At 72.4% G+C, this 18597-nt stretch carries 19 protein-coding genes; 15 read left to right on the forward strand and 4 right to left on the reverse strand.

Translation table 11 applies throughout. The features are described 5' to 3' along the window. Nucleotides 1–798: 798 nt before the first annotated feature. From hemL to ccsB, 7 genes are all read left to right on the forward strand, one after another. A complete protein-coding gene (gene hemL / locus ACIQPQ_RS33415; protein ID WP_401311529.1) occupies nt 799–2115 on the forward strand; it encodes a glutamate-1-semialdehyde 2,1-aminomutase in 1317 nt (438 codons plus the stop codon). A 98-nt stretch (nt 2116–2213) separates the two neighbouring features. After that, nucleotides 2214–2900 carry a histidine phosphatase family protein gene (locus ACIQPQ_RS33420; protein ID WP_401311781.1) on the forward strand — a complete coding sequence of 229 codons (687 nt, stop codon included), beginning with the start codon at nt 2214–2216 and terminating at the stop codon, nt 2898–2900. A gap of 208 nt (nt 2901–3108) precedes the next feature. Further along, nucleotides 3109–4425: a hypothetical protein gene (locus ACIQPQ_RS33425; protein WP_401311784.1), complete on the forward strand. Its 1317-nt coding sequence runs from the start codon at nt 3109–3111 to the stop codon at nt 4423–4425. A gap of 66 nt (nt 4426–4491) precedes the next feature. Further along, nucleotides 4492–5127 (forward strand): TlpA family protein disulfide reductase, encoded by a 636-nt coding sequence (locus ACIQPQ_RS33430; RefSeq protein WP_401311531.1) that lies wholly within the window; start codon nt 4492–4494, stop codon nt 5125–5127. Nucleotide 5128: 1 nt separating this feature from the next. Then, complete coding sequence (locus ACIQPQ_RS33435) at nt 5129–5902, forward strand: cytochrome c biogenesis CcdA family protein (RefSeq protein ID WP_401311534.1); 774 nt, start codon at nt 5129–5131, stop codon at nt 5900–5902. A 3-nt stretch (nt 5903–5905) separates the two neighbouring features. After that, nucleotides 5906–7657, forward strand: a complete 1752-nt coding sequence (locus tag ACIQPQ_RS33440; RefSeq protein ID WP_401311536.1) for a cytochrome c biogenesis protein ResB — start codon at nt 5906–5908, stop codon at nt 7655–7657. Continuing rightward, entirely contained in the window at nt 7654–8766 is a 1113-nt protein-coding gene (gene ccsB / locus ACIQPQ_RS33445; RefSeq protein ID WP_401311539.1) for a c-type cytochrome biogenesis protein CcsB, read from the forward strand. Before ACIQPQ_RS33440 ends, ccsB begins: the two co-directional genes overlap by 4 nt. A 21-nt stretch (nt 8767–8787) precedes the next feature. Here ccsB and ACIQPQ_RS33450 read toward each other — a convergent pair whose 3' ends face one another. From ACIQPQ_RS33450 to ACIQPQ_RS33460, 3 genes are read right to left on the reverse strand one after another with little or no spacing between them, the layout of a single operon-like run. Next, a complete protein-coding gene (locus tag ACIQPQ_RS33450; RefSeq protein ID WP_401311542.1) occupies nt 8788–9246 on the reverse strand; it encodes a nucleoside deaminase in 459 nt (152 codons plus the stop codon). Between the two features lie 60 nt (nt 9247–9306). Further along, a complete protein-coding gene (locus ACIQPQ_RS33455) occupies nt 9307–9996 on the reverse strand; it encodes a MerR family transcriptional regulator (RefSeq protein ID WP_401311544.1) in 690 nt (229 codons plus the stop codon). Between the two features lie 43 nt (nt 9997–10039). After that, nucleotides 10040–10369, reverse strand: coding sequence for a PLD nuclease N-terminal domain-containing protein (locus ACIQPQ_RS33460; protein ID WP_401311546.1), 330 nt, complete (start codon nt 10367–10369; stop codon nt 10040–10042). An 89-nt stretch (nt 10370–10458) separates the two neighbouring features. Here ACIQPQ_RS33460 and ACIQPQ_RS33465 point away from each other — a divergent pair, with 89 nt between their 5' ends. The 8 genes from ACIQPQ_RS33465 (at nt 10459) to ACIQPQ_RS33500 (ending at nt 17268) form a co-directional block, all read left to right on the forward strand. Next, a complete protein-coding gene (locus ACIQPQ_RS33465) occupies nt 10459–11910 on the forward strand; it encodes a menaquinone biosynthesis decarboxylase (RefSeq protein WP_401311549.1) in 1452 nt (483 codons plus the stop codon). After that, a complete protein-coding gene (mqnP, locus tag ACIQPQ_RS33470) occupies nt 11907–12812 on the forward strand; it encodes a menaquinone biosynthesis prenyltransferase MqnP (protein ID WP_401311552.1) in 906 nt (301 codons plus the stop codon). The genes ACIQPQ_RS33465 and mqnP overlap by 4 nt, the downstream gene beginning before the upstream one ends. Before the next feature lie 123 nt (nt 12813–12935). Next, complete coding sequence (locus tag ACIQPQ_RS33475) at nt 12936–13592, forward strand: UbiX family flavin prenyltransferase (RefSeq protein ID WP_401311787.1); 657 nt, start codon at nt 12936–12938, stop codon at nt 13590–13592. A 95-nt stretch (nt 13593–13687) separates the two neighbouring features. Next, nucleotides 13688–14143: an Lrp/AsnC family transcriptional regulator gene (locus tag ACIQPQ_RS33480; protein ID WP_383775648.1), complete on the forward strand. Its 456-nt coding sequence runs from the start codon at nt 13688–13690 to the stop codon at nt 14141–14143. 73 nt (nt 14144–14216) lie between these two features. Next, a complete protein-coding gene (mqnE, locus tag ACIQPQ_RS33485; protein ID WP_401311790.1) occupies nt 14217–15380 on the forward strand; it encodes an aminofutalosine synthase MqnE in 1164 nt (387 codons plus the stop codon). Between the two features lie 215 nt (nt 15381–15595). Then, nucleotides 15596–16120, forward strand: coding sequence for a GNAT family N-acetyltransferase (locus ACIQPQ_RS33490; RefSeq protein WP_401311555.1), 525 nt, complete (start codon nt 15596–15598; stop codon nt 16118–16120). A gap of 127 nt (nt 16121–16247) precedes the next feature. Beyond that, on the forward strand, nt 16248–16559 hold the full coding sequence (locus ACIQPQ_RS33495; protein WP_401311558.1) for a DUF4229 domain-containing protein: 312 nt from the start codon (nt 16248–16250) through the stop codon (nt 16557–16559). A 58-nt stretch (nt 16560–16617) separates the two neighbouring features. Next, nucleotides 16618–17268 (forward strand): TetR/AcrR family transcriptional regulator, encoded by a 651-nt coding sequence (locus ACIQPQ_RS33500; RefSeq protein ID WP_401311560.1) that lies wholly within the window; start codon nt 16618–16620, stop codon nt 17266–17268. A 56-nt stretch (nt 17269–17324) separates the two neighbouring features. Here the strand turns inward: ACIQPQ_RS33500 and ACIQPQ_RS33505 are convergent, their stop codons facing one another. Beyond that, nucleotides 17325–18281, reverse strand: a complete 957-nt coding sequence (locus ACIQPQ_RS33505; protein ID WP_401311563.1) for a MaoC family dehydratase — start codon at nt 18279–18281, stop codon at nt 17325–17327. Nucleotides 18282–18597: the final 316 nt, after the last annotated feature.

Genomic DNA, 18597 nt, shown 5'->3' on the forward strand with positions numbered 1-18597 from the left:
CTCCCGGTCCCACCGGTCCCGCAGGTCCCACCATTCCGCCCGCCGCACCCGCCGCGCCCACGCCTCCGGCCCCCGGCCCACCCCGCCCCCGGCGGGCCTCACGCGGCTCCCGGCTCTCGTACACCTCTCGGGCGTCCCGAGCCTCGTACATGTCACGCGTCTCACGCGCCTCACGCGCCTCGCGGACCTCTCTCGCCTCCAGCGGCTCCCGGCCACCCCCACCCCGACCGTCCCGCGTATCCCGCGCGTCCCGAGCCCCCTCGCGCCCCGTCTCCCGGGCCTCGCGGGCGGTCTCGGCCTCCTCCGCCTGGCGTCGGTGTTTTCCCCGCCGGGCACGTCGAGGACCCAGGTCGTCAGTCCCCTCGCCCAGTCCGCCACCGCGATGCATATCTCCACCCGACTGCTACTCCAGGACCCGCGGACCGTGCCGCGCAACCCGATCATCGTGTCAGTGACCTCCCCCACGGCCGCGCGCCGAAACGTGCGGTGAAACACCTGTCCGCGGGATCTTCGCAGCCCTCCGTCCCACCGTCCCTGTGAGCCACGTCCACCTCGGCGACCTCGGCGACGTGCCCTTCGGGCATGTCCGCGTCGGCTCCGTCGGCCTCCGCTCCGTCCACCTCTGCTACGTCCGGCAGGCTCGGTCCGTCTCAGTTTCGCAGACGACGGGGCCACCGCGGGGGCGGGCGCCGGGCCGGGCGGGGTGACCGCACGGGGCCGGTGCTCCGGCGCGCGCCTGGCCTACCCTGAGGAGGTCACTGGCCACCGGAGTCCGAGAAGTCGGAGAAGTCGCACGTCATGAGCGAACTGCCCTACCCCTACGAAGCGCCTGCCTCCCAGTCGCTGTTCGACCGTGCGGCCGTCGTCACGCCCGGCGGAGTGAACTCGCCGGTGCGCGCCTTCCGCGCCGTCGGCGGCACGCCCCGGTTCATGGTCTCCGGCACCGGCCCCTACCTGACCGACGCCGACGGCCGCGAGTACGTCGACCTCGTCTGCTCCTGGGGCCCCATGATCCTCGGGCACTCCCACCCCGAGGTCATCGCCGCCGTCCAGGAGGCCGTCGCGCGCGGTACGTCCTTCGGCACGCCCGGTGAGGGCGAGGTGCTGCTCGCCGAGGAGATCGTCGCCCGTGTCGAGCCGGTGGACCAGGTGCGGCTCGTCTCCAGCGGCACCGAGGCCACCATGTCCGCGATCCGGCTGGCCCGCGGCTTCACCCGCCGCACCAAGGTGATCAAGTTCGCGGGCTGCTACCACGGGCACGTCGACTCCCTCCTCGCCGCCGCCGGGTCGGGCCTCGCCACCTTCGCGCTGCCCGACACCCCGGGCGTCACCGGCGCGCAGGCGGGCGACACGATCGTGCTGCCGTACAACGACCTGGAGGCCGTGCAGGAGGCCTTCCACCGGCATCCGGGCGAGATCGCCTGCGTCATCACCGAGGCCTCGCCCGGCAACATGGGCGTCGTCCCGCCGCTGCCCGGCTTCAACCAGGGCCTCAAGGACACCTGCGCGACCAACGGCGCCCTCTTCATCTCCGACGAGGTGATGACCGGTTTCCGCACCAGCCGCGCCGGATGGTTCGGCGTCGACGGCGTCCGGCCCGACCTGATGACCTTCGGCAAGGTCATGGGCGGCGGCTTCCCGGCCGCGGCGTTCGGCGGGCGCGCCGACGTCATGGAGCACCTCGCCCCGGCCGGGCCCGTCTACCAGGCGGGCACCCTCTCCGGGAACCCGGTCGCCACCGCCGCCGGGCTGGCGCAGCTGCGGCTCCTCGACGACGCGGCGTACGGGCGGCTCAACGCGACCTCGGAGCAGATCCAGGCGCTCGTCTCGGACGCGCTGGCCAAGGAGGGCGTCGCGCACACCCTCCAGAGCGCCTCCAACATGTTCTCCGTCTTCTTCACCGACCGGCCGGTCCGCGACTACGACGACGCCAAGGCGCAGCAGTCGTTCCGCTTCAACGCCTTCTTCCACTCGCTGCTGGCGAACGGCGTCTACCTGCCGCCGTCGTCCTTCGAGTCCTGGTTCGTCTCCACGGCCCACGACGACCGTGCCGTCCAGCGCATCGCCGACGCCCTCCCGGCGGCGGCCCGCGCGGCGGCGGAGGCCACCGCGTGAGCGCCCCGGAGAGCACCCCGGACCCCGCCGCCACGGACCCGAGCCCCGAGAAGGACGACCACGTGACCAACCCCCCGAACACCGACCCGAGCACCCCCGTGAGCGGCCCGCAGGGCGACCTCACCGTCGTCCACGTCGTCCGGCACGGCGAGGTCGACAACCCCGACGGCGTCCTCTACGGCCGTCTCGACGGCTACCACCTCTCCGAGCTGGGCCGGCGGATGGCCGACCGGGTCGCCGAGCACCTCGCGGCCCGCGACGTGACGTACGTCGTCGCCTCCCCGCTGGAGCGGGCGCAGGAGACCGCCACGCCGATCGCCAAGGCGCACGGTCTCGACCTCGCGACCGACGCCCGGCTGCTGGAGGCGGAGAACGTCTTCCAGGGCAAGACCTTCGGCGTCGGCGACGGCGCGCTGCGCCGCCCGGAGAACTGGAAGCACCTGGTCAACCCGTTCCGGCCGTCCTGGGGCGAGCCGTACGTCGACCAGGTGGTGCGGATGATGGGCGCGATCAACGCGGCGAAGGACCGGGCGCGCGGCCACGAGGCCGTCCTCGTCAGCCACCAGCTGCCGATCTGGATCGTCCGGTCGTACGTCGAGAAGCGGCGGCTGTGGCACGACCCGCGCAAGCGGCAGTGCACGCTCGCCTCGGTGACCTCGTTCACCTTCCGGGGCGACACGATCGTCTCCGTCGGCTACGGCGAGCCCGCCCGCGACCTCGTCCCGCCGCACCTGCTGGCCGGGGCGAAGCCCGTCAAGGGCAAGAGCAAGGCCTTCGGCGCCTGAGCCGGAGAGCAAGGCCTTCGGCGCCCGAGCCGACGAGGCGTCCGCCTCGGACGTGCCCCCTGAGCCCCCAGCGGCCCTTCGGACGCGCCCGGCCCCACTCCCTCACCGCTCTGTTACTGAAATCGCACAAATAAGCGGAACCTCCCCGATCGTCCCGTCCTCTCACAGGGTGACCACAGAGAACGACGTCACGATCGGGGACGACGCCATGCGCACTCTCAACCGCAGGGGAGCACTCGGACTCGGCGCGGGAGTCGCGGCGGCCGCCGGACTCGCGGGCTGCGGAACCTTCACCGGCTCGGACGACCCGCGCCCGTCGGGCGGTTCCAAGGACCCGGGGTCCGGCAAGGGGCCCTCGGGTTCGCCGAAGCCCACCGCCCGGCCCATCGGCGACGGCTCCACCTCCTTCACCGGCAAGCAGCCGCACCAGCCCGCTGCGCCCCGGCCGCTGGAGCCGGGGGAGGAGCCGCCGCAGTTCGTCGTCTTCTCCTGGGACGGCGCGGGCGAGGTCGGCAACGGGCTGTTCCCCCGCTTCCTGGACCTCGCCAAGGACCACGGCGCGGCCATGACCTTCTTCCTCTCCGGGCTGTATCTGCTGCCCGAGTCGAAGAAGCGGCTCTACGACCCGCCGAACAACCCCGTCGGCGCCTCCGACATCGGCTACCTCACCGACGACCACGTCAAGGCGACCCTGGCGAACGTGCGCCGCGCCTGGCTGGAGGGCCACGAGATCGGCACCCACTTCAACGGCCACTTCTGCGGCGGTTCGGGGTCGGTCGGCAACTGGACGCCGAAGCAGTGGCGCAGTGAGATCGACCAGGCCAAGGGGTTCGTCAAGGAGTGGCGCACCAACTCGGGCTGGACCGACCTGCCGTCGCTGCCCTTCGACTACGACAAGGAACTCGTCGGCGGCCGTACGCCGTGCCTGCTCGGCCAGGACAAGCTGCTGCCCACCGCCCGCGCCCTCGGTTGGCGCTACGACGCGTCCTCGCCGGGCGGCCGGCAGACCTGGCCTGACAAGAAGCAGGGCGTCTGGGACCTGCCGTTGCAGCAGATACCGTTCCCCGGCCGCGGCTTCGAGGTCCTCTCGATGGACTACAACATGCTCGCCAACCAGTCGGTCAACTCCACCAAGGCGCCCAGCCACAACTACCCGGGCTGGCGGCAGCAGTCGGCCCAGGCGTACATCCAGGGATTCAAGCGGGCATACGAGACGAATCGGTCGCCCTTCTTCGTCGGCAACCACTTCGAGCAGTGGAACGGCGGCATCTACATGGACGCCGTCGAGGAGGCGTTCAAGCACATCGCGCGCGAGAAGGAGAAGGGCGGCGACGTACGGCTGGTCTCCTTCCGGCAGTTCGTCGACTGGATCGACGTGCAGAAGCCGGAGGTGCTGGCGAAGCTGCGCACCCTGGACGTCGGCCAGGAGCCCACCGGCGGCTGGAAGACGTTCCTCGCCGACGCCCACGGCACCGGCGCCGCCTCCTCCGCGCCCGACGCCTCGACCAGCGCGAACGCCGCCTGAAATGCGGGTGTCCCGCGCACAGGGGGGTGCGCAAGATCCCCAGAACGGGCATGCGAAACTTTTCACATGAGTGCCGCCAGCCGTGCCCCCCTGCGCTCCGCCGCCCGGACCGCCCGTCCGCGTCGCCGTGCCGCCCTGACCGCCGTCGCGGGCTCCGCGGCCGTCCTGCTGATGTCCGCGTGCACCTCGGGCGGCACCTCCGGCGGCGGCGGTGACACCAACTTCGTCATGGGCAAGGACGGCATCTCCACGGCGAAGCAGGGGGAGCGGGCCGCGGCGCCCGACCTCTCCGGCAAGACCCTCGACGGCAAGCCGCTCGACGTCGCCTCCTACAAGGGCGACATCGTCGTCCTCAACGTGTGGGGCTCCTGGTGCGCGCCCTGCAGGGCCGAGGCGCCCAACTTCCAGAAGGTCTCCGCCGACCTCGCCGCCGACGGCGTCCGCTTCGTCGGCATCAACACCGCCGACACCAGCGTCGACAACGCCGTCGCCTTCGAGAAGGACTACGGCGTCACCTACCCGAGCCTCTACGACCCGGCCGGGAAGCTGATGCTCCGCTTCAAGAAGGGCACGCTCAACCCGCAGGCCATCCCCTCCACGCTCGTCCTCGACCGGGACGGGAAGATCGCCGCCCGGTCACTGGCCGCGCTCAGTGAGGAGAAGCTGCGCAAGATGATCGCCCCCGTCCTCGCGGAGAAGTGACGTGACCGCCGTCACCACCCTGGCCGCGGTCACCGATCCCAACGCGACGGTCCTCAACGGCGCGTTGCTGCTCGCCCTGCCGGTCGCCCTCCTCGGCGGCCTGGTCTCCTTCTTCTCCCCGTGCGTCCTGCCCCTCGTGCCGGGCTACCTGTCGTACGTCACCGGGGTCGCCGGAACCGACCTCGCCGAGGCCCGCCGGGGCCGGATGGTGGCCGGTGCCTCCCTCTTCGTCCTCGGCTTCACCGCCGTCTTCGTCTCCAGCGGCGCCCTGTTCGGCTACTTCGGCGACACCCTCCAGGCCAACAGCGGCGTCCTGTCGAAGGTGCTGGGCGTCCTCATGATCCTCATGGGCGTCTTCTTCATGGGCCTCATGCCCTGGATGACCCAGCGGGAGTTCCGCTTCCACAACCGCCCCACCACCGGACTGATCGGCGCCCCCGTCCTGGGCGCCCTGTTCGGCATCGGCTGGACCCCCTGCATCGGCCCGACCCTGGCCTCCGTGATCGCCCTCTCCTCCCAGCAGGCGAGCGCGGGCCGCGGCGCCCTGCTGACGGTCGCCTACTGCCTCGGCCTCGGCGTCCCCTTCGTGGTCGCCGCGGTCGCCTTCCGCAAGGCCCTCGGCGCCTTCGGCTGGGTCAAGCGCCACTATGTCTGGGTGATGCGGATCGGCGGCACGATGATGATCGTGACCGGTCTGCTGCTGCTGACCGGCGTCTGGGACATCCTCGTGCAGGACATGCAGTCCTGGTCCAACGGCTTCACTGTGGGGATCTGATCGATGAGCAAGACCACCACCGGCGACTCCCCGGCCCCCGCCGCCCCGGCCCCCGGCGCCGACGACGCGGACCTCGGCGCCGCGGGCTCCCAGCTCTCCACCGCCCCCTCGGAGTCCCTGCTCGGCGGCCCGGCCCTCGGCGTCGTCGGCTGGGCCCGCTGGTTCTGGCGGCAGCTCACCTCGATGCGGGTCGCCCTGCTGCTGCTCCTGCTGCTGGCGCTCGGCGCGATCCCCGGCTCACTGATCCCGCAGACCGGCACCGACGAGACCAAGGTCGCCGACTTCCGCCGCGCCCACGAGACGCTCGCCCCGCTCTACGACCGGCTCGGCCTCTTCCACGTCTACAGCTCGGTGTGGTTCTCCGCGGTCTACATCCTGCTGTTCGTCTCCCTCATCGGCTGCATCGTCCCGCGCACCTGGCAGTTCGTCGGCCAGCTCCGCGGCCGCCCGCCCGGCGCGCCGAAACGCCTGAACCGGCTCCCCGCATACACCACCTGGCGCACCGGCGCCGAGCCCGAGCAGGTCCGTGAGGCCGCGCTCGCCCTGCTGAAGAAACGCCGCTTCCGCGCCCACCTCGCCGGGGACGCCGTCGCCGCCGAGAAGGGCTACCTCCGCGAGGTCGGCAACCTCGCCTTCCACATCGCGCTCATCGTGATGCTGGTCGCCTTCGCCTGGGGCCAGCTCTTCAAGACCGAGGGCAACAAGCTGATCGTCGAGGGCAACAGCTTCTCCAACACCCTCATCTCCTACGACGACTTCAAGTCCGGCACGCTCTTCGACGTCCACGACCTGACACCGTTCAGCCTCTCCCTCGACCGGTTCACCGGCACCTACGAGACGTCCGGCCCCAACAAGGGCACCCCGCGCACCTTCCAGGCCGCCCTCACCTACAGCGAGGGCGCCTACGGCAAGGACCGCAAGACCCTCGTCAAGGTCAACCACCCGCTGGAGATCGGCGACTCGAAGGTCTACCTCGTCGCCCACGGCTACGCGCCCGTCGTCACCGTCCGCGACGGCCGCGGCAAGGTCGTCTTCCGCGACGCCGTCCCGCTGCTGCCGCTGGACGCCAACGTCACCTCGTCCGGTGTGATCAAGGTCCTCGACGGCTACCGCGACGCCAAGGGCGTCAAGGAACAGCTCGCCTTCAAGGCGTACTTCCTGCCCTCCTACGCCGAGGGCAACGAGGTCGCCTCCGCGTTCCCCGCGCTCCTCAACCCGGTGCTGAACCTGGAGCCCTACCACGGCGACCTCGGCGTCGACTCGGGCATCCCGCAGAGCGTGTACCAGCTGGACAAGACCCACATGAAAGAGTTCAAGGACTCCAAGAAGCTCCAGCTGCGCGACAACCTCAAGCCGGGCGAGACCCTCACCCTCCCGGGCGGGGCGGGCTCGATCACGTACGAGGGCACCAAGGAGTGGGCGAACTTCCAGATCACCCAGCAGCCGGGCAGCGGCTGGGCGCTCGCCGGGGCCCTCGCCGCCATCTTCGGCCTCGCCGCGTCCCTCTTCGTGCAGCGCCGCCGGGTGTGGGTGCGCGCGGTGCGCGGCGCCGACGGGGTGACCGTCGTCGAGATGGCCGGCCTCGGCCGCAGCGAGTCCGCCAAGGTGCCCGAGGAACTGGGTGACCTCGCCGCCCGCCTCTACGACGGGACGCCCGACGCCCGCGACCCGGACGCCGGTCCCGACCCCGGCCCCCACCCCGCCTCCGTAACCGACCCTGAGCACGCCGTACCCGCCGAAGGGGCTGAGAAGTGACGCTCGCCGCCGCGACCAACGAGAACCTCGCGCACATCAGCAACACGCTGATCTACTCCGCGATGGCCGTCTACACCCTCGCCTTCTTCGCGTACATCGCGGAGTGGCTGCTGGGCAGCCGCAGCAAGGTCGGCCGCACCGCCGCCGCGCTCACCGCGCACACCGCGGCGAAGAAGGCCGCCCCCGCGGTCACCGTGCAGCAGGCGGGCGGCACCGCCGTGCTGGACCGCCCGAAGGTCGTCGTGCGGGCCACCACCGGCACCCGCGACGTGCCCGACGGGCCGGGCGCGCACGGCGGGGACGCCCAGGGCGACCTGTACGGCCGGATCGCGATCTCGCTCACCGTGCTCGCCTTCGCCGTCGAGTTCGGCGGGGTCCTCACCCGCGCGCTCTCCGTGCAGCGGGCGCCGTGGGGCAACATGTACGAGTTCAACATCACCTTCTCCACGGTCGCCGTCGGCGTGTACCTCACGCTGCTGGCCCTGCGGAAGAACGTGCGCTGGCTCGGCCTGTTCCTCATCACCAGCGTCCTGCTGGACCTCGGCCTCGCGGTCACCGTCCTCTACACGGCGAGCGACCAGCTGGTGCCCGCCCTGCACTCGTACTGGCTCTACATCCACGTCTCCACCGCCATCTTCTGCGGCGCGGTGTTCTACGTCGGCGCGGTCGCCACGATCCTCTACCTGTTCAAGGACTCCTTCGAGAACAAGCTGGCGAGCGGCGGCACGCCGGGCCGGTTCGCGAACTCCGTCCTCGACCGGCTGCCCGCCGCGGCCTCCCTCGACAAGTTCGCCTACCGCGTCAACGCGGCCGTGTTCCCGCTGTGGACGTTCACGATCATCGCGGGCGCGATCTGGGCGGGCGACGCCTGGGGCCGCTACTGGGGCTGGGACCCCAAGGAGACCTGGTCGTTCATCACGTGGGTCGCCTACGCCGGCTACCTGCACGCCCGCGCCACTGCGGGCTGGAAGGGCCGCAAGGCCGCCTACCTGGCCCTCCTCGCCTTCGCCTGCTGGCTGTTCAACTACTACGGCGTCAACATCTTCGTCTCCGGCAAGCACTCCTACGCCGACGTCGGCCTCGGCGTCCTCGGCTCGGCGGGCTTCTGACGCCCCACCGGCGACCGGGGTCTACTCCCCGATGTCCTCGTTCCACAGCGCCGGGTGCGCCGCGATGAACTCACGCATCATCGCGGCGCACCCGTCGTCGTCGAGCAGCACGATCTCCACGCCGTGCTCCGCGAGCCAGTCGTGCCCGCCGCGGAAGGTGCGCGCCTCGCCGATCACCACCCGCGAGATCCCGAACTGCCGCACCAGGCCCGAGCAGTACCAGCACGGCGACAGCGTCGTCACCATCGTCGTCCCCCGGTACGACCGCTGCCGCCCGGCGGCCCGGAACGCGGCCGTCTCCCCGTGCACCGACGGATCGCCGTCCTGCACCCGCCGGTTGTGCCCGCGCCCCAGCAGCGTCCCGTCCGCCCCGAAGAGCGCCGCCCCGATCGGGACGCCCCCCTCGGCGCGCCCGGTGCGGGCCTCCGCCACGGCGACGTCGAGCCAGTCCCGCGCGGTCCTCACGTCCAGCATGTCCATCCCCCCACTGTGCGCCACGCCCGGCCCCGGAGCGGGCCCCCGCGCGGGCACCGCCCCGGATCAGTCCGGCCCGCCCAGGTACGCGCCCAGCGCCCCCGCGCCCGTCAGCGTCGCCCGCGTCCGCGCGTCCAGCACCGCCGCCCGCGCCGCCAGCGCCTCCCGCACGGCGTCCGTGCTGCCCTCCGCGCGCAGCGCCTCCACCACCGGCCGGATGCCCGCGAAGAGGTGGCCGCTGCGCCGCAGCGCGTGGATCACCCGCGCGTCCCGCGTCTCGGCGGCCCCGTACACCCGGTAGCCGGTGCCCCGCTCGCGCCCCGGCACCAGCAGCCCCGCCGCCTCCCACACCCGCAGCGCCGACGCCCGTACGCCGACCAGCGCCGCCGCCTCCCCGATCCGCAGCCCGCGCGGGTCCGCGCCGGGGGCGGCGCGGGACGGTCCGCGCTCCAGCGCGGCCACCGCCACCAGCGTCGCCCGCAGCGCCTCCCGGTCCGCGTGCAGCCCGGCGTGGACCTCGTCCACGAGGGCCAGCGCGCCCGGCACGTCCCCGTCGTGGACGGCGCGCATGATCCGGGTGGCGGGCAGGGAGCCGTAGCCCTCGCGCAGGGCGCGGTAGGTCAGCAGGGCCCTGCGGTGGCGGTCGGTGAAGGTCCGGTGGCCGGAACCGGTACGCACGGCCGGGGGCAGGACGCCCGCGGCCTCGTAGTTGCGGATCTGCTGCGTGGACAGCCCGGCCAGGCGGGCGAGGTCCACGGTCCGCAGCCGGCGCCCGCCGCCGTCGACGTCCGGGCCCGGTTCAGGCGGCGTCGTCGTCGCTCTCGTCGGCCCGCTTGCGCCTGCCGTCCTCGTCGAGGGACTTCAGGAACTCGGGGTTGTCGTCGGGCGCCACCCACCGCCGGTCGCGGTTGCCGCCCGCGCGCATCCCGGACCAGCCGTCGGCGGCGGGGCTGCGCTTCTTGCCCGCGATCAGCCAGGAGATCGACCCGACCAGCGGGAACAGCAGGACGAGGATCGCCCACAGCGCCTTCGGCATGTGGCGGATGTCGTCGTCCTTCGTGCTGATGCAGTCGATGAAGGCGTAGACGCTCAGCGCCAGCGGCACCAGGAACATCAGTACCCGCAGCATGGGGTCTCTCCAACGCGGTGGGCGGCGGGACCGCCGCACGGGGGCCCCAGGTACGGGGCCAGGGTAGCGGCTCGGGGATACTTGACCGCATGGCTTACGACGATCTTCGCTCCCTGCTCAGGGCCCTGGAGCGCGAGGGCGACCTCAAGCGCGTGAAGGCCGAGGTCGACCCGTACCTGGAGGTCGGGGAGATCGTCGACCGGGTGCAGAAATCCGGCGGACCGGCGCTGCTCTTCGAGAACGTCAAGGGCTCGGCGATGCCCCTGGCGATGAACGTCTTCGGCACCGACCGCCGCCTGCTGAAGTCCCTCGGCCTGAAGTCGTACGCCGAGATCTCCGAGCGGATCGGCGGCCTGCTGAAGCCCGAGCTGCCGCACGGCTTCGTCGGGGTGCGCGAGGCGTTCGGCAAGCTCGGCGCGATGGCCCACGTCCCGCCGAAGAAGGTCAAGGACGGCCCCGTGCAGGAGGTCGTGCTGCACGGCGACGACGTCGACCTCGACCGGCTGCCCGCGCTGTTCACCTGGCCGCAGGACGGCGGCTCCTTCTTCAACCTGGGCCTCACCCACACCAAGGACCCGGAGAGCGGCGTCCGCAACCTCGGCCTGTACCGCCTCCAGCGCCACGACCGGCGCACCATCGGCATGCACTGGCAGATCCACAAGGACAGCCGCAACCACTACCAGGTCGCCGCCCGCCGCGGCGAGCGGCTGCCGGTCGCGATCGCCTTCGGCTGCCCGCCCGCCGTGACGTACGCCTCCACCGCGCCGCTGCCCGGCGACATCGACGAGTACCTGTTCGCCGGGTTCCTCGCGGGCAAGCGGATCGAGATGGTCGACTGCAAGACCGTCCCGCTCCAGGTGCCCGCGCAGGCGGAGGTCGTCCTGGAGGGCTGGCTGGAACCGGGCGAGACGCGCCCCGAGGGCCCCTTCGGCGACCACACCGGCTTCTACACCCCGCAGGAGCCGTTCCCCGCGCTCACCATCGACTGCGTGACGATGCGCAGGCGCCCGCTGCTCCAGTCGATCGTGGTGGGCCGCCCGCCGACCGAGGACGGCCCGCTGGGCCGGGCCACCGAACGGTTCTTCCTGCCCCTGCTGAAGATCATCGTCCCGGACATCGTGGACTACCACCTGCCGGAGGCGGGCGGCTTCCACAACTGCGCGATCGTCTCGATCGACAAGAAGTACCCCAAGCACGCGCAGAAGGTCATGCACGCCGTCTGGGGCGCCCACATGATGTCGCTGACCAAGCTGATCGTCGTCGTCGACGCCGACTGCGACGTCCACGACCTGCACGAGGTCGCCTGGCGCGCCCTCGGCAACACCGACTACGCCCGCGACCTCTCCCTCGTCGAAGGCCCCGTCGACCACCTGGACCACGCCTCCTACCAGCAGTTCTGGGGCGGCAAGGCGGGCATCGACGCCACCCGCAAACTGCCCGAGGAGGGCTACACCCGCGACGGCGGCTGGCCCGAGATGGTCCTCTCCGACCCGGAGACCGCCGCCACCGTCGACCGCCGCTGGAAGGAGTACGGGCTGTGAGCACCGCGTCCGCCGCCGTCCCGCAGCAGCCGGGGCGCACGAAGGCCTTCCTGCGCCTGGTGATGATCGAGCACTCCGTGTTCGCGCTGCCCTTCGCCTACATCGCCGCCCTCACCGCGATGTTCCAGGTCGACGGCACCATCCACTGGGGCGAGCTGCTCCTCGTCACGGTCTGCATGGTGGGCCTGCGGACCTTCGCGATGGCCGTCAACCGGATCATCGACCGCGAGATCGACGCCCGGAACCCGCGCACCGCGCAGCGCGAGCTGGTCACCGGCGCCATGTCGGTGCGGCACGCCTGGACCGGCGCCCTCATCGCCCTGGCCGTCTTCCTCGGCGCGGCGGCCCTGCTCAACCCGCTCTGCCTGGCGCTCGCCCCGGTCGCCGTGATCCCGATGGTCGTCTACCCGTACGGCAAACGGTTCACGAACTTCCCGCAGGCCATCCTCGGACTCGCCCAGGCGATGGGCCCGATCGGCGGCTGGCTCGCCATCACCGGCACCTGGTCCTGGGACGCGGTGATCCTGGGCCTCGCCGTGGGCATCTGGATCGGCGGCTTCGACCTCATCTACGCCTGCCAGGACATCGAGACCGACCGCGACACCGGTGTGAAGTCGGTCCCGGCCCGCTTCGGCGTCCCGGCCGCCGTGTGGGGCGCCCGCGCCTGCCACACCGTCACCACCGCCCTCCTCGTCTGGTACGCCCTCGCCACCGACGCCGGTGCCTTCTTCTGGCTCGGCCTGCTGATCGTCGCGGGCGCCTTCGTCTACGAGCACACGATCGTCCGCCCGCACGACCTGACCCGGCTGAACAGGGCGTTCTTCTCCACCAACGGGTTCATCGGCATCAGCCTCTTCGTGTGCGCGCTGATCGACCTGCTGGTGCGGGGGCTCACCGTCTAGGACACGGCCCGGTCCGTGCCCGGCCCGCCGGGGCCGGGACGGGCCCGCCGGGCGTGGTCCGGTCCTCGGCACCCCACCGTTCGCCGGTACGCTCAAGGTGTGAACGCAGGAGAATCGCAGCGCGTGCCTTGGATCGTGGGGGTGTCCGGCGCGTCCGGGACGCCCTATGCCGCCGCCGTGCTGCGGGCCCTGCTCGCCGCGGGCGAGAGCGTCGACCTGGTGGTCAGCCGGGCCTCGCGCCTCACCCTGCTGGACGAGACGGGCATCTCCTTCCGGGACGCCCACTGGCGCGACGACCTCGCCGAGTGGCTGGCCCGCGGCGCCGACGGCAAGCCGCACACCCACGCGGCCGACCTCACCGGGGTGCGGTACTGGAACGCGGGCGACTTGGCCGCCGGGCCGTCCTCGGGCTCGTACGCCACGAAGGGCATGCTCGTCGTCCCCGCCTCGACCGCCGCGGTCGCCGGGATCGCCCTCGGCCTCTCCAAGGACCTGCTCCAGCGGGCGGCGAGCGTCACCCTCAAGGAGCGCAGGCCCCTCGCGGTCGCCGTGCGGGAGACCCCGCTGAACGGGCAGACCCTGCGTCACCTCGTCACCCTCGACGACGCGGGCGCGAGCGTCGTGCCCACCTCGCCCGCCTTCTACGCGGGCGCCACCCACATCCAGGACCTGGTCGACTTCGTCGCCGGGCGGGTCCTCGACGCGGTCGGGGTCCGCCACGGCCTGTACCGCAGGTGGAAGGGCGAACTGGGCGGCGGCAGCGGCACCGAACCGGCCTGACGGCCGGGGCGCCCGCCCCGCACCCCCCTCTCACCTCTCCAACCTCTCTCATCCCTCATCCCTCATTTCACCTCTTCATCGGAAGGCTCGATCGCATGGACGCGGTGGACAGGCAGCTCATCCAGGCCCTCAGGGAGAACGGCCGGGCCTCCTACGCGGAACTGGGGCGCCTCGTCGGTCTGTCGGGACCCAGCGTCACCGACCGCATCAACCGGCTGGAGGCGGCGGGCGTCATCACCGGCTACCGGGCGACCGTCGACGCCGCCTCGCTCGGCCTGGGCGTCATCGCCCTCATCGGCATCTCGCTCTCCGACGCCGCCGACCACGAGGACGTGGCGGGACGGCTCAAGGACTTCTCGGAGATCGAGGACTGCTGGTTCATCGCGGGCGACGACTCGTTCATGCTCAAGGTGCGGGCGAGCGACGTGGACGGCCTGGAGCGGATCATCCGCCGCCTGAGCGGCACCAAGGGCGTCTCCCGGACCCGGACGACGATCGTGCTCTCCACGAAGTGGGAGAACCGGGTCGGCGAGCTGCCCGAAGAGGTGTAGCCGGGGCGCGGGGCGCCGCGCGCGCGGGAGTACGGTGGTCGCAGATGTACGGATGCCGAGGAAGAGGATGACCATGGACGTCGGGCTCAAGCGCGAGCTGGAGCAGAAGGTCGCCGCGGGCGAGCGGCTGACCCGTGAGGACGGCATCGCGCTGTACGCGTCGGACGACCTGGCCTGGCTCGGCGGGCTGGCGCACGAGGTGCGGACGCGCAAGAACGGCGACGTCGTCCACTTCAACGTCAACCGGCACCTCAACATGACCAACGTGTGCACGGCGTCGTGCGCGTACTGCTCCTTCCAGCGCAAGCCGGGGGAGAAGGACGCGTACACGATGCGCATCGAGGAGGCCGTGAAGCTGGCCAAGGAGATGGAGGCGGAGAACCTCACCGAACTCCACATCGTCAACGGCCTGCACCCGAACCTCCCGTGGCGCTACTACCCGCGCTCCCTGCGGGAGCTGAAGGCCGCGCTGCCCGACGTGTCGATGAAGGCGTTCACGGCGACGGAGATCCACCACTTCGAGACGATCTCCGGGCTCTCCGCCTCCGAGATCCTCGACGAACTCATCGACGCGGGCCTGGAGTCGCTCACCGGCGGCGGCGCGGAGATCTTCGACTGGGAGGTCCGGCAGCACATCGTGGACCACCGCACCCACTGGGAGGACTGGTCGCGCATCCACCGCCTGGCGCACGAGAAGGGCCTCAAGACCCCGTGCACCATGCTGTACGGCCACATCGAGGAGCCCCGCCACCGCGTCGACCACGTGCTGCGGCTGCGTGAACTCCAGGACGAGACCGGCGGGTTCCAGGTCTTCATCCCGCTGCGCTACCAGCACGACTTCGTCGACATGCAGGACGGCAAGGTCCGCAACCGGCTCCAGGCGGGCACCCAGATGGCGACCGGCGCGGAGGCCCTCAAGACCTTCGCGGTCTCCCGCCTCCTCTTCGACAACGTGCCGCACGTGAAGGTCTTCTGGGTCATGCACGGCGTCCAGACCGCCCAACTCGCCCTCCAGCACGGCGCGGACGACATGGACGGCTCGGTCGTCGAGTACAAGATCACCCACGACGCCGACAACTACGGCACCCCCCACAAGCTCACCCGCGACGACCTCCTCGACCTCATCCGCGACGCCGGCTTCCGCCCGGTCGAACGCAACACGCGCTACGAGATCATCCGCGAGTACGAGGGCCCGGACGCGGGCCGCCGGGAGTCCCCGCAGCCGATGCGGGTCTGAGCCGGGGGGCGCTGCGCCCGGCGGGTGTGAGGCGGGGGGCGCTGCGCCCGCTCGGCTTGGTTTGGGGGCGCGGGGAACCGCGCACAGGGGTGGGGCTCGGGGTCACCGGAAATCGCCGGGTGCGGGCGGCCCGCTCGTCTTGGGGGCGCGAGGAACCGCGCACAGTACGAAAACCTCCCGCACCCCAAAACCAACGTAAGCCTTACCCTGGCCAGGTGACACTTACCTTCACCTTCCAGCCCCCGATCACCCCCACCCTCAGAGACGACCTCCTCACCCTCTGGACCGACGTCTCCCACTCCGGCGGAGCCGTCGGCTTCGTCCCCCCGGTGACGAAGGACGACATCCGCCCGGAAGTCACCCGCACCCTCGTCCAGATGGCAGAACACCGCACCCACCTCCTCGCCGCCCACGACACCGAAGGCACCCTCGCGGCGACCGCGTTCCTCACCCTCAACACCCACCGCCTCATGACCCACTGGCTGTGGCTGTACACGGTGATGGTCCACCCCCGCCACCAGGGCGGCGGCCACGGCCGCGCCCTCCTCGCCGCCGCCGCGGACGCCGCCCGCACCCTCGACGGCATCGAGGCGATCCGCCTGACCTGCCGCGGCGGCCTCGGCCTGGAACGCTTCTACGCCTCCTGCGGCTACAAGGAGGTCGGCCGCGTCCCCGCCGCGATCCGCGTCGCCCCCGGCGACGACCGCGACGACATCACGATGCTGCTCCCCCTGACCTGAGCCGCCCCACCGGAGCCACCGGAGTCCCGGAGCCGGCCGGGCCCCGTACCCGCCCGCACCGCCGCCCGCGGCGCGTGCTTCACTGGAGAACGGCCCGGACCCCTTTGAGACGGAAGAGTGGATTGAGATGCTCCGCTACACGCTGATGCGCCTCGGCGTCTTCGCAGCCTGCCTGGGGGCGGTCTGGGGGCTCGTCTACTTCGGTGTCGTCCCGCGCGGCCTCGGCGCCTCGAACGGCATGTGGGTCGTCCTGCTGGCGCTGGTGATCTCCGCGCCGCTGAGCTTCGTCCTGCTCCGCAAGGAGCGCGACCGCGCCTCGGAGTCGGTCGTGCGCCGCGTGGACACCATGAAGGCCAACCTGGAGGCCAACCGCACCCAGGAGGACGCCGCGACCGACGCGTCCGCCCCCCGCGCCCAGGGCCGGACCTCCACCTCCTGACCGACCGCCGCACCCGCCGTACCCGTCGCTCGCCCGGCGCCCCAACTAGGCTGGCGCCATGGGTGCCGTGAAGACCAAGCGGATGCCGCGCGCGGTCCGGGAACAGCAGATGCTCGACGCCGCCGTCGAGATCTTCGGCCGCCGCGGCTACACGGCCGCGTCGATGGACGAGATAGCCGAACTCGCAGGCGTCTCCAAACCGTTGGTCTATCTGTACCTGAACTCCAAGGAAGACCTGTTCCTCGCCTGCGTACGGCGTGAGGCGCGGGCCGTGTCGGAGGCGGTGCGCGCCGCCGTCGACCCCGCCCGCCCCGCCGACCGCCGCCTCTGGGACGGGCTGCTGGCCTTCTTCGCGCACACCGGCCGCCACCCGCACGCCTGGTCGGTGCTGCACGTCCAGGCCCGCACCCACGGCGAGGTCTTCGCCGCCGAGGTCGCCGCGTACCGGGCGGAGCTGGTCGCGTTCGTCGCCGGGCTGATCCTGGTCGCCGCCCGCGAGACCGACCACGACCGCCCGCTCCCCGCCCCCGACGTCACCGGCCTCGCCGAGGCCCTGGTCGGCGCCGCCGAGTCCCTCGCCGCCTGGGCCAACACCACCGACGGCGTCACCCCCCGCCGCGCCGCCGCCACCCTGATGAACTTCGCCTGGTCCGGCCTCGGCGGCCTCCTCGCGGGGCATCCCTGGTCCCCGCCTGTCGCGGAGGCCTGACCCCCGGCTCCGGGCACCCGCCCGCGCGACCGGCGTCGCGCGTCGCCCCGTACGCCTCAGCCGTCCGCTCCCGCTACCCGCCCCCGCACCAGAACCCGCCCCGCCTCTCCCGCCTCCCGCACCTCGAACTCCCCTCCGGCCGAGCCGAGTCGGACTGTTCCCGGCAGCAGGACCGGGGACCGGAACTCGATCCGGACCCGGGTCGCCGTCGGGGTGCCGAGGGCGGCGAGGCAGTGGGCCGCCGTCCACATGCCGTGGGCGAGGGGGCGGGGGAAGCCGAAGAGGCGGGCGGTGAGGGGGTGGAGGTGGATCGGGTTGCGGTCGCCGGAGACGGCGGCGTAGCGGCGGCCGAGGCCGGCGCCGAGCCGCCACTCGGCGTGGAGGGGGAGGGGAGCGGGCCGCTCCGTACGGCCGTCGGGGGTGGGCGCGGGGGCGCCGGGGACGCGGTGGCGGGCCAGATACGTGCTGGTCGACTCCCACACCGGCTCCCCGTCCGCGCGCAGCACGGTGACGACGGCCGCCTCGGTGCCGCGCCGGTGCGGGGCCAACCCGGCGACGTGGACGGTGAGTTCGTAGGGCCGCCCGGCGGGCAGCGGGCGGTGGCGGGTGAGGGTGATGCCCGTGTGGACCAGTCCCAGCAGCGGCAGCGGGAAGTCGCGGCGGCTCAGGATGCTCATCGCCAGCGGGAAGCCGAGGACGTGCGGATAGGGGAGCGGCAGATCACCCCCGGCCGGGCTCGCGTGCCCGCCCCGGTCCTCGCCTCCGCCCCCGCTGCCATGCCCGTCCCCGCCCCCGTCCGTCGGGAAGCCGCACACCCGCGCGTACGCGGCCAGGTGGGCGGGGTCGGCGCGGACGCCGGACAGGGTCAGCCGTCCGCCGTCCGGGGCCCCGAACCCGGCGCCGGGGCGCGGCCGTTTGAACGGGGACAGGAGGGCGCCGCGCGCCAGCAGCGGGGCGAGGGGCGGGGGCGTGGCGCCCCTGGGGGTCTGCGCGGGCTGCGGGGGTGCGGACATCTCCGGTGCTCCTTCGTCTGCCGGTGGGTGCGGCGGGACGCGGGCCGGGACGAGGGCGGGCGCCCGGGGTCCCGGCCGGGCTTACCCTGGAGTAATGTTACCGGCGGTAAGTCCAGCTGTCCGCCCCGGTGACCGGCCCTTCCGCGCACCCCCGGTCTGCACAGCGCCGTCCCCGTACCGCCTCCGAACCGGCACAGCGCCGCCACGTCCGCACCGTACGATCCCGTTCCTGACCGGCGGTGACCCCCTCGCGGCGGGCCCGTCCCGGTGAACGCCTCGGCACGCGAGGCACGTATCTCATGCAGCCAGCAGTCGC

It is taken from the genome of Streptomyces sp. NPDC091281, assembly GCF_044757425.1.
Lineage (GTDB): Bacteria > Actinomycetota > Actinomycetes > Streptomycetales > Streptomycetaceae > Streptomyces.

Coding starts and splice junctions, on each gene's coding strand:
- ACIQPQ_RS33505 (WP_401311563.1), bottom strand. CDS start 18,281: ATGTCCGCACCCCCGCAGCCCGCGCAGACCCCCAGGGGCGCCACGCCC.
- ACIQPQ_RS33500 (WP_401311560.1), top strand. CDS start 16,618: ATGGGTGCCGTGAAGACCAAGCGGATGCCGCGCGCGGTCCGGGAACAG.
- hemL (WP_401311529.1), top strand. CDS start 799: ATGAGCGAACTGCCCTACCCCTACGAAGCGCCTGCCTCCCAGTCGCTG.
- ACIQPQ_RS33465 (WP_401311549.1), top strand. CDS start 10,459: ATGGCTTACGACGATCTTCGCTCCCTGCTCAGGGCCCTGGAGCGCGAG.
- ACIQPQ_RS33440 (WP_401311536.1), top strand. CDS start 5,906: ATGAGCAAGACCACCACCGGCGACTCCCCGGCCCCCGCCGCCCCGGCC.
- ACIQPQ_RS33495 (WP_401311558.1), top strand. CDS start 16,248: ATGCTCCGCTACACGCTGATGCGCCTCGGCGTCTTCGCAGCCTGCCTG.
- ACIQPQ_RS33480 (WP_383775648.1), top strand. CDS start 13,688: ATGGACGCGGTGGACAGGCAGCTCATCCAGGCCCTCAGGGAGAACGGC.
- mqnE (WP_401311790.1), top strand. CDS start 14,217: ATGGACGTCGGGCTCAAGCGCGAGCTGGAGCAGAAGGTCGCCGCGGGC.
- ACIQPQ_RS33460 (WP_401311546.1), bottom strand. CDS start 10,369: ATGCTGCGGGTACTGATGTTCCTGGTGCCGCTGGCGCTGAGCGTCTAC.
- ACIQPQ_RS33450 (WP_401311542.1), bottom strand. CDS start 9,246: ATGGACATGCTGGACGTGAGGACCGCGCGGGACTGGCTCGACGTCGCC.
- ACIQPQ_RS33425 (WP_401311784.1), top strand. CDS start 3,109: ATGCGCACTCTCAACCGCAGGGGAGCACTCGGACTCGGCGCGGGAGTC.
- ACIQPQ_RS33430 (WP_401311531.1), top strand. CDS start 4,492: ATGAGTGCCGCCAGCCGTGCCCCCCTGCGCTCCGCCGCCCGGACCGCC.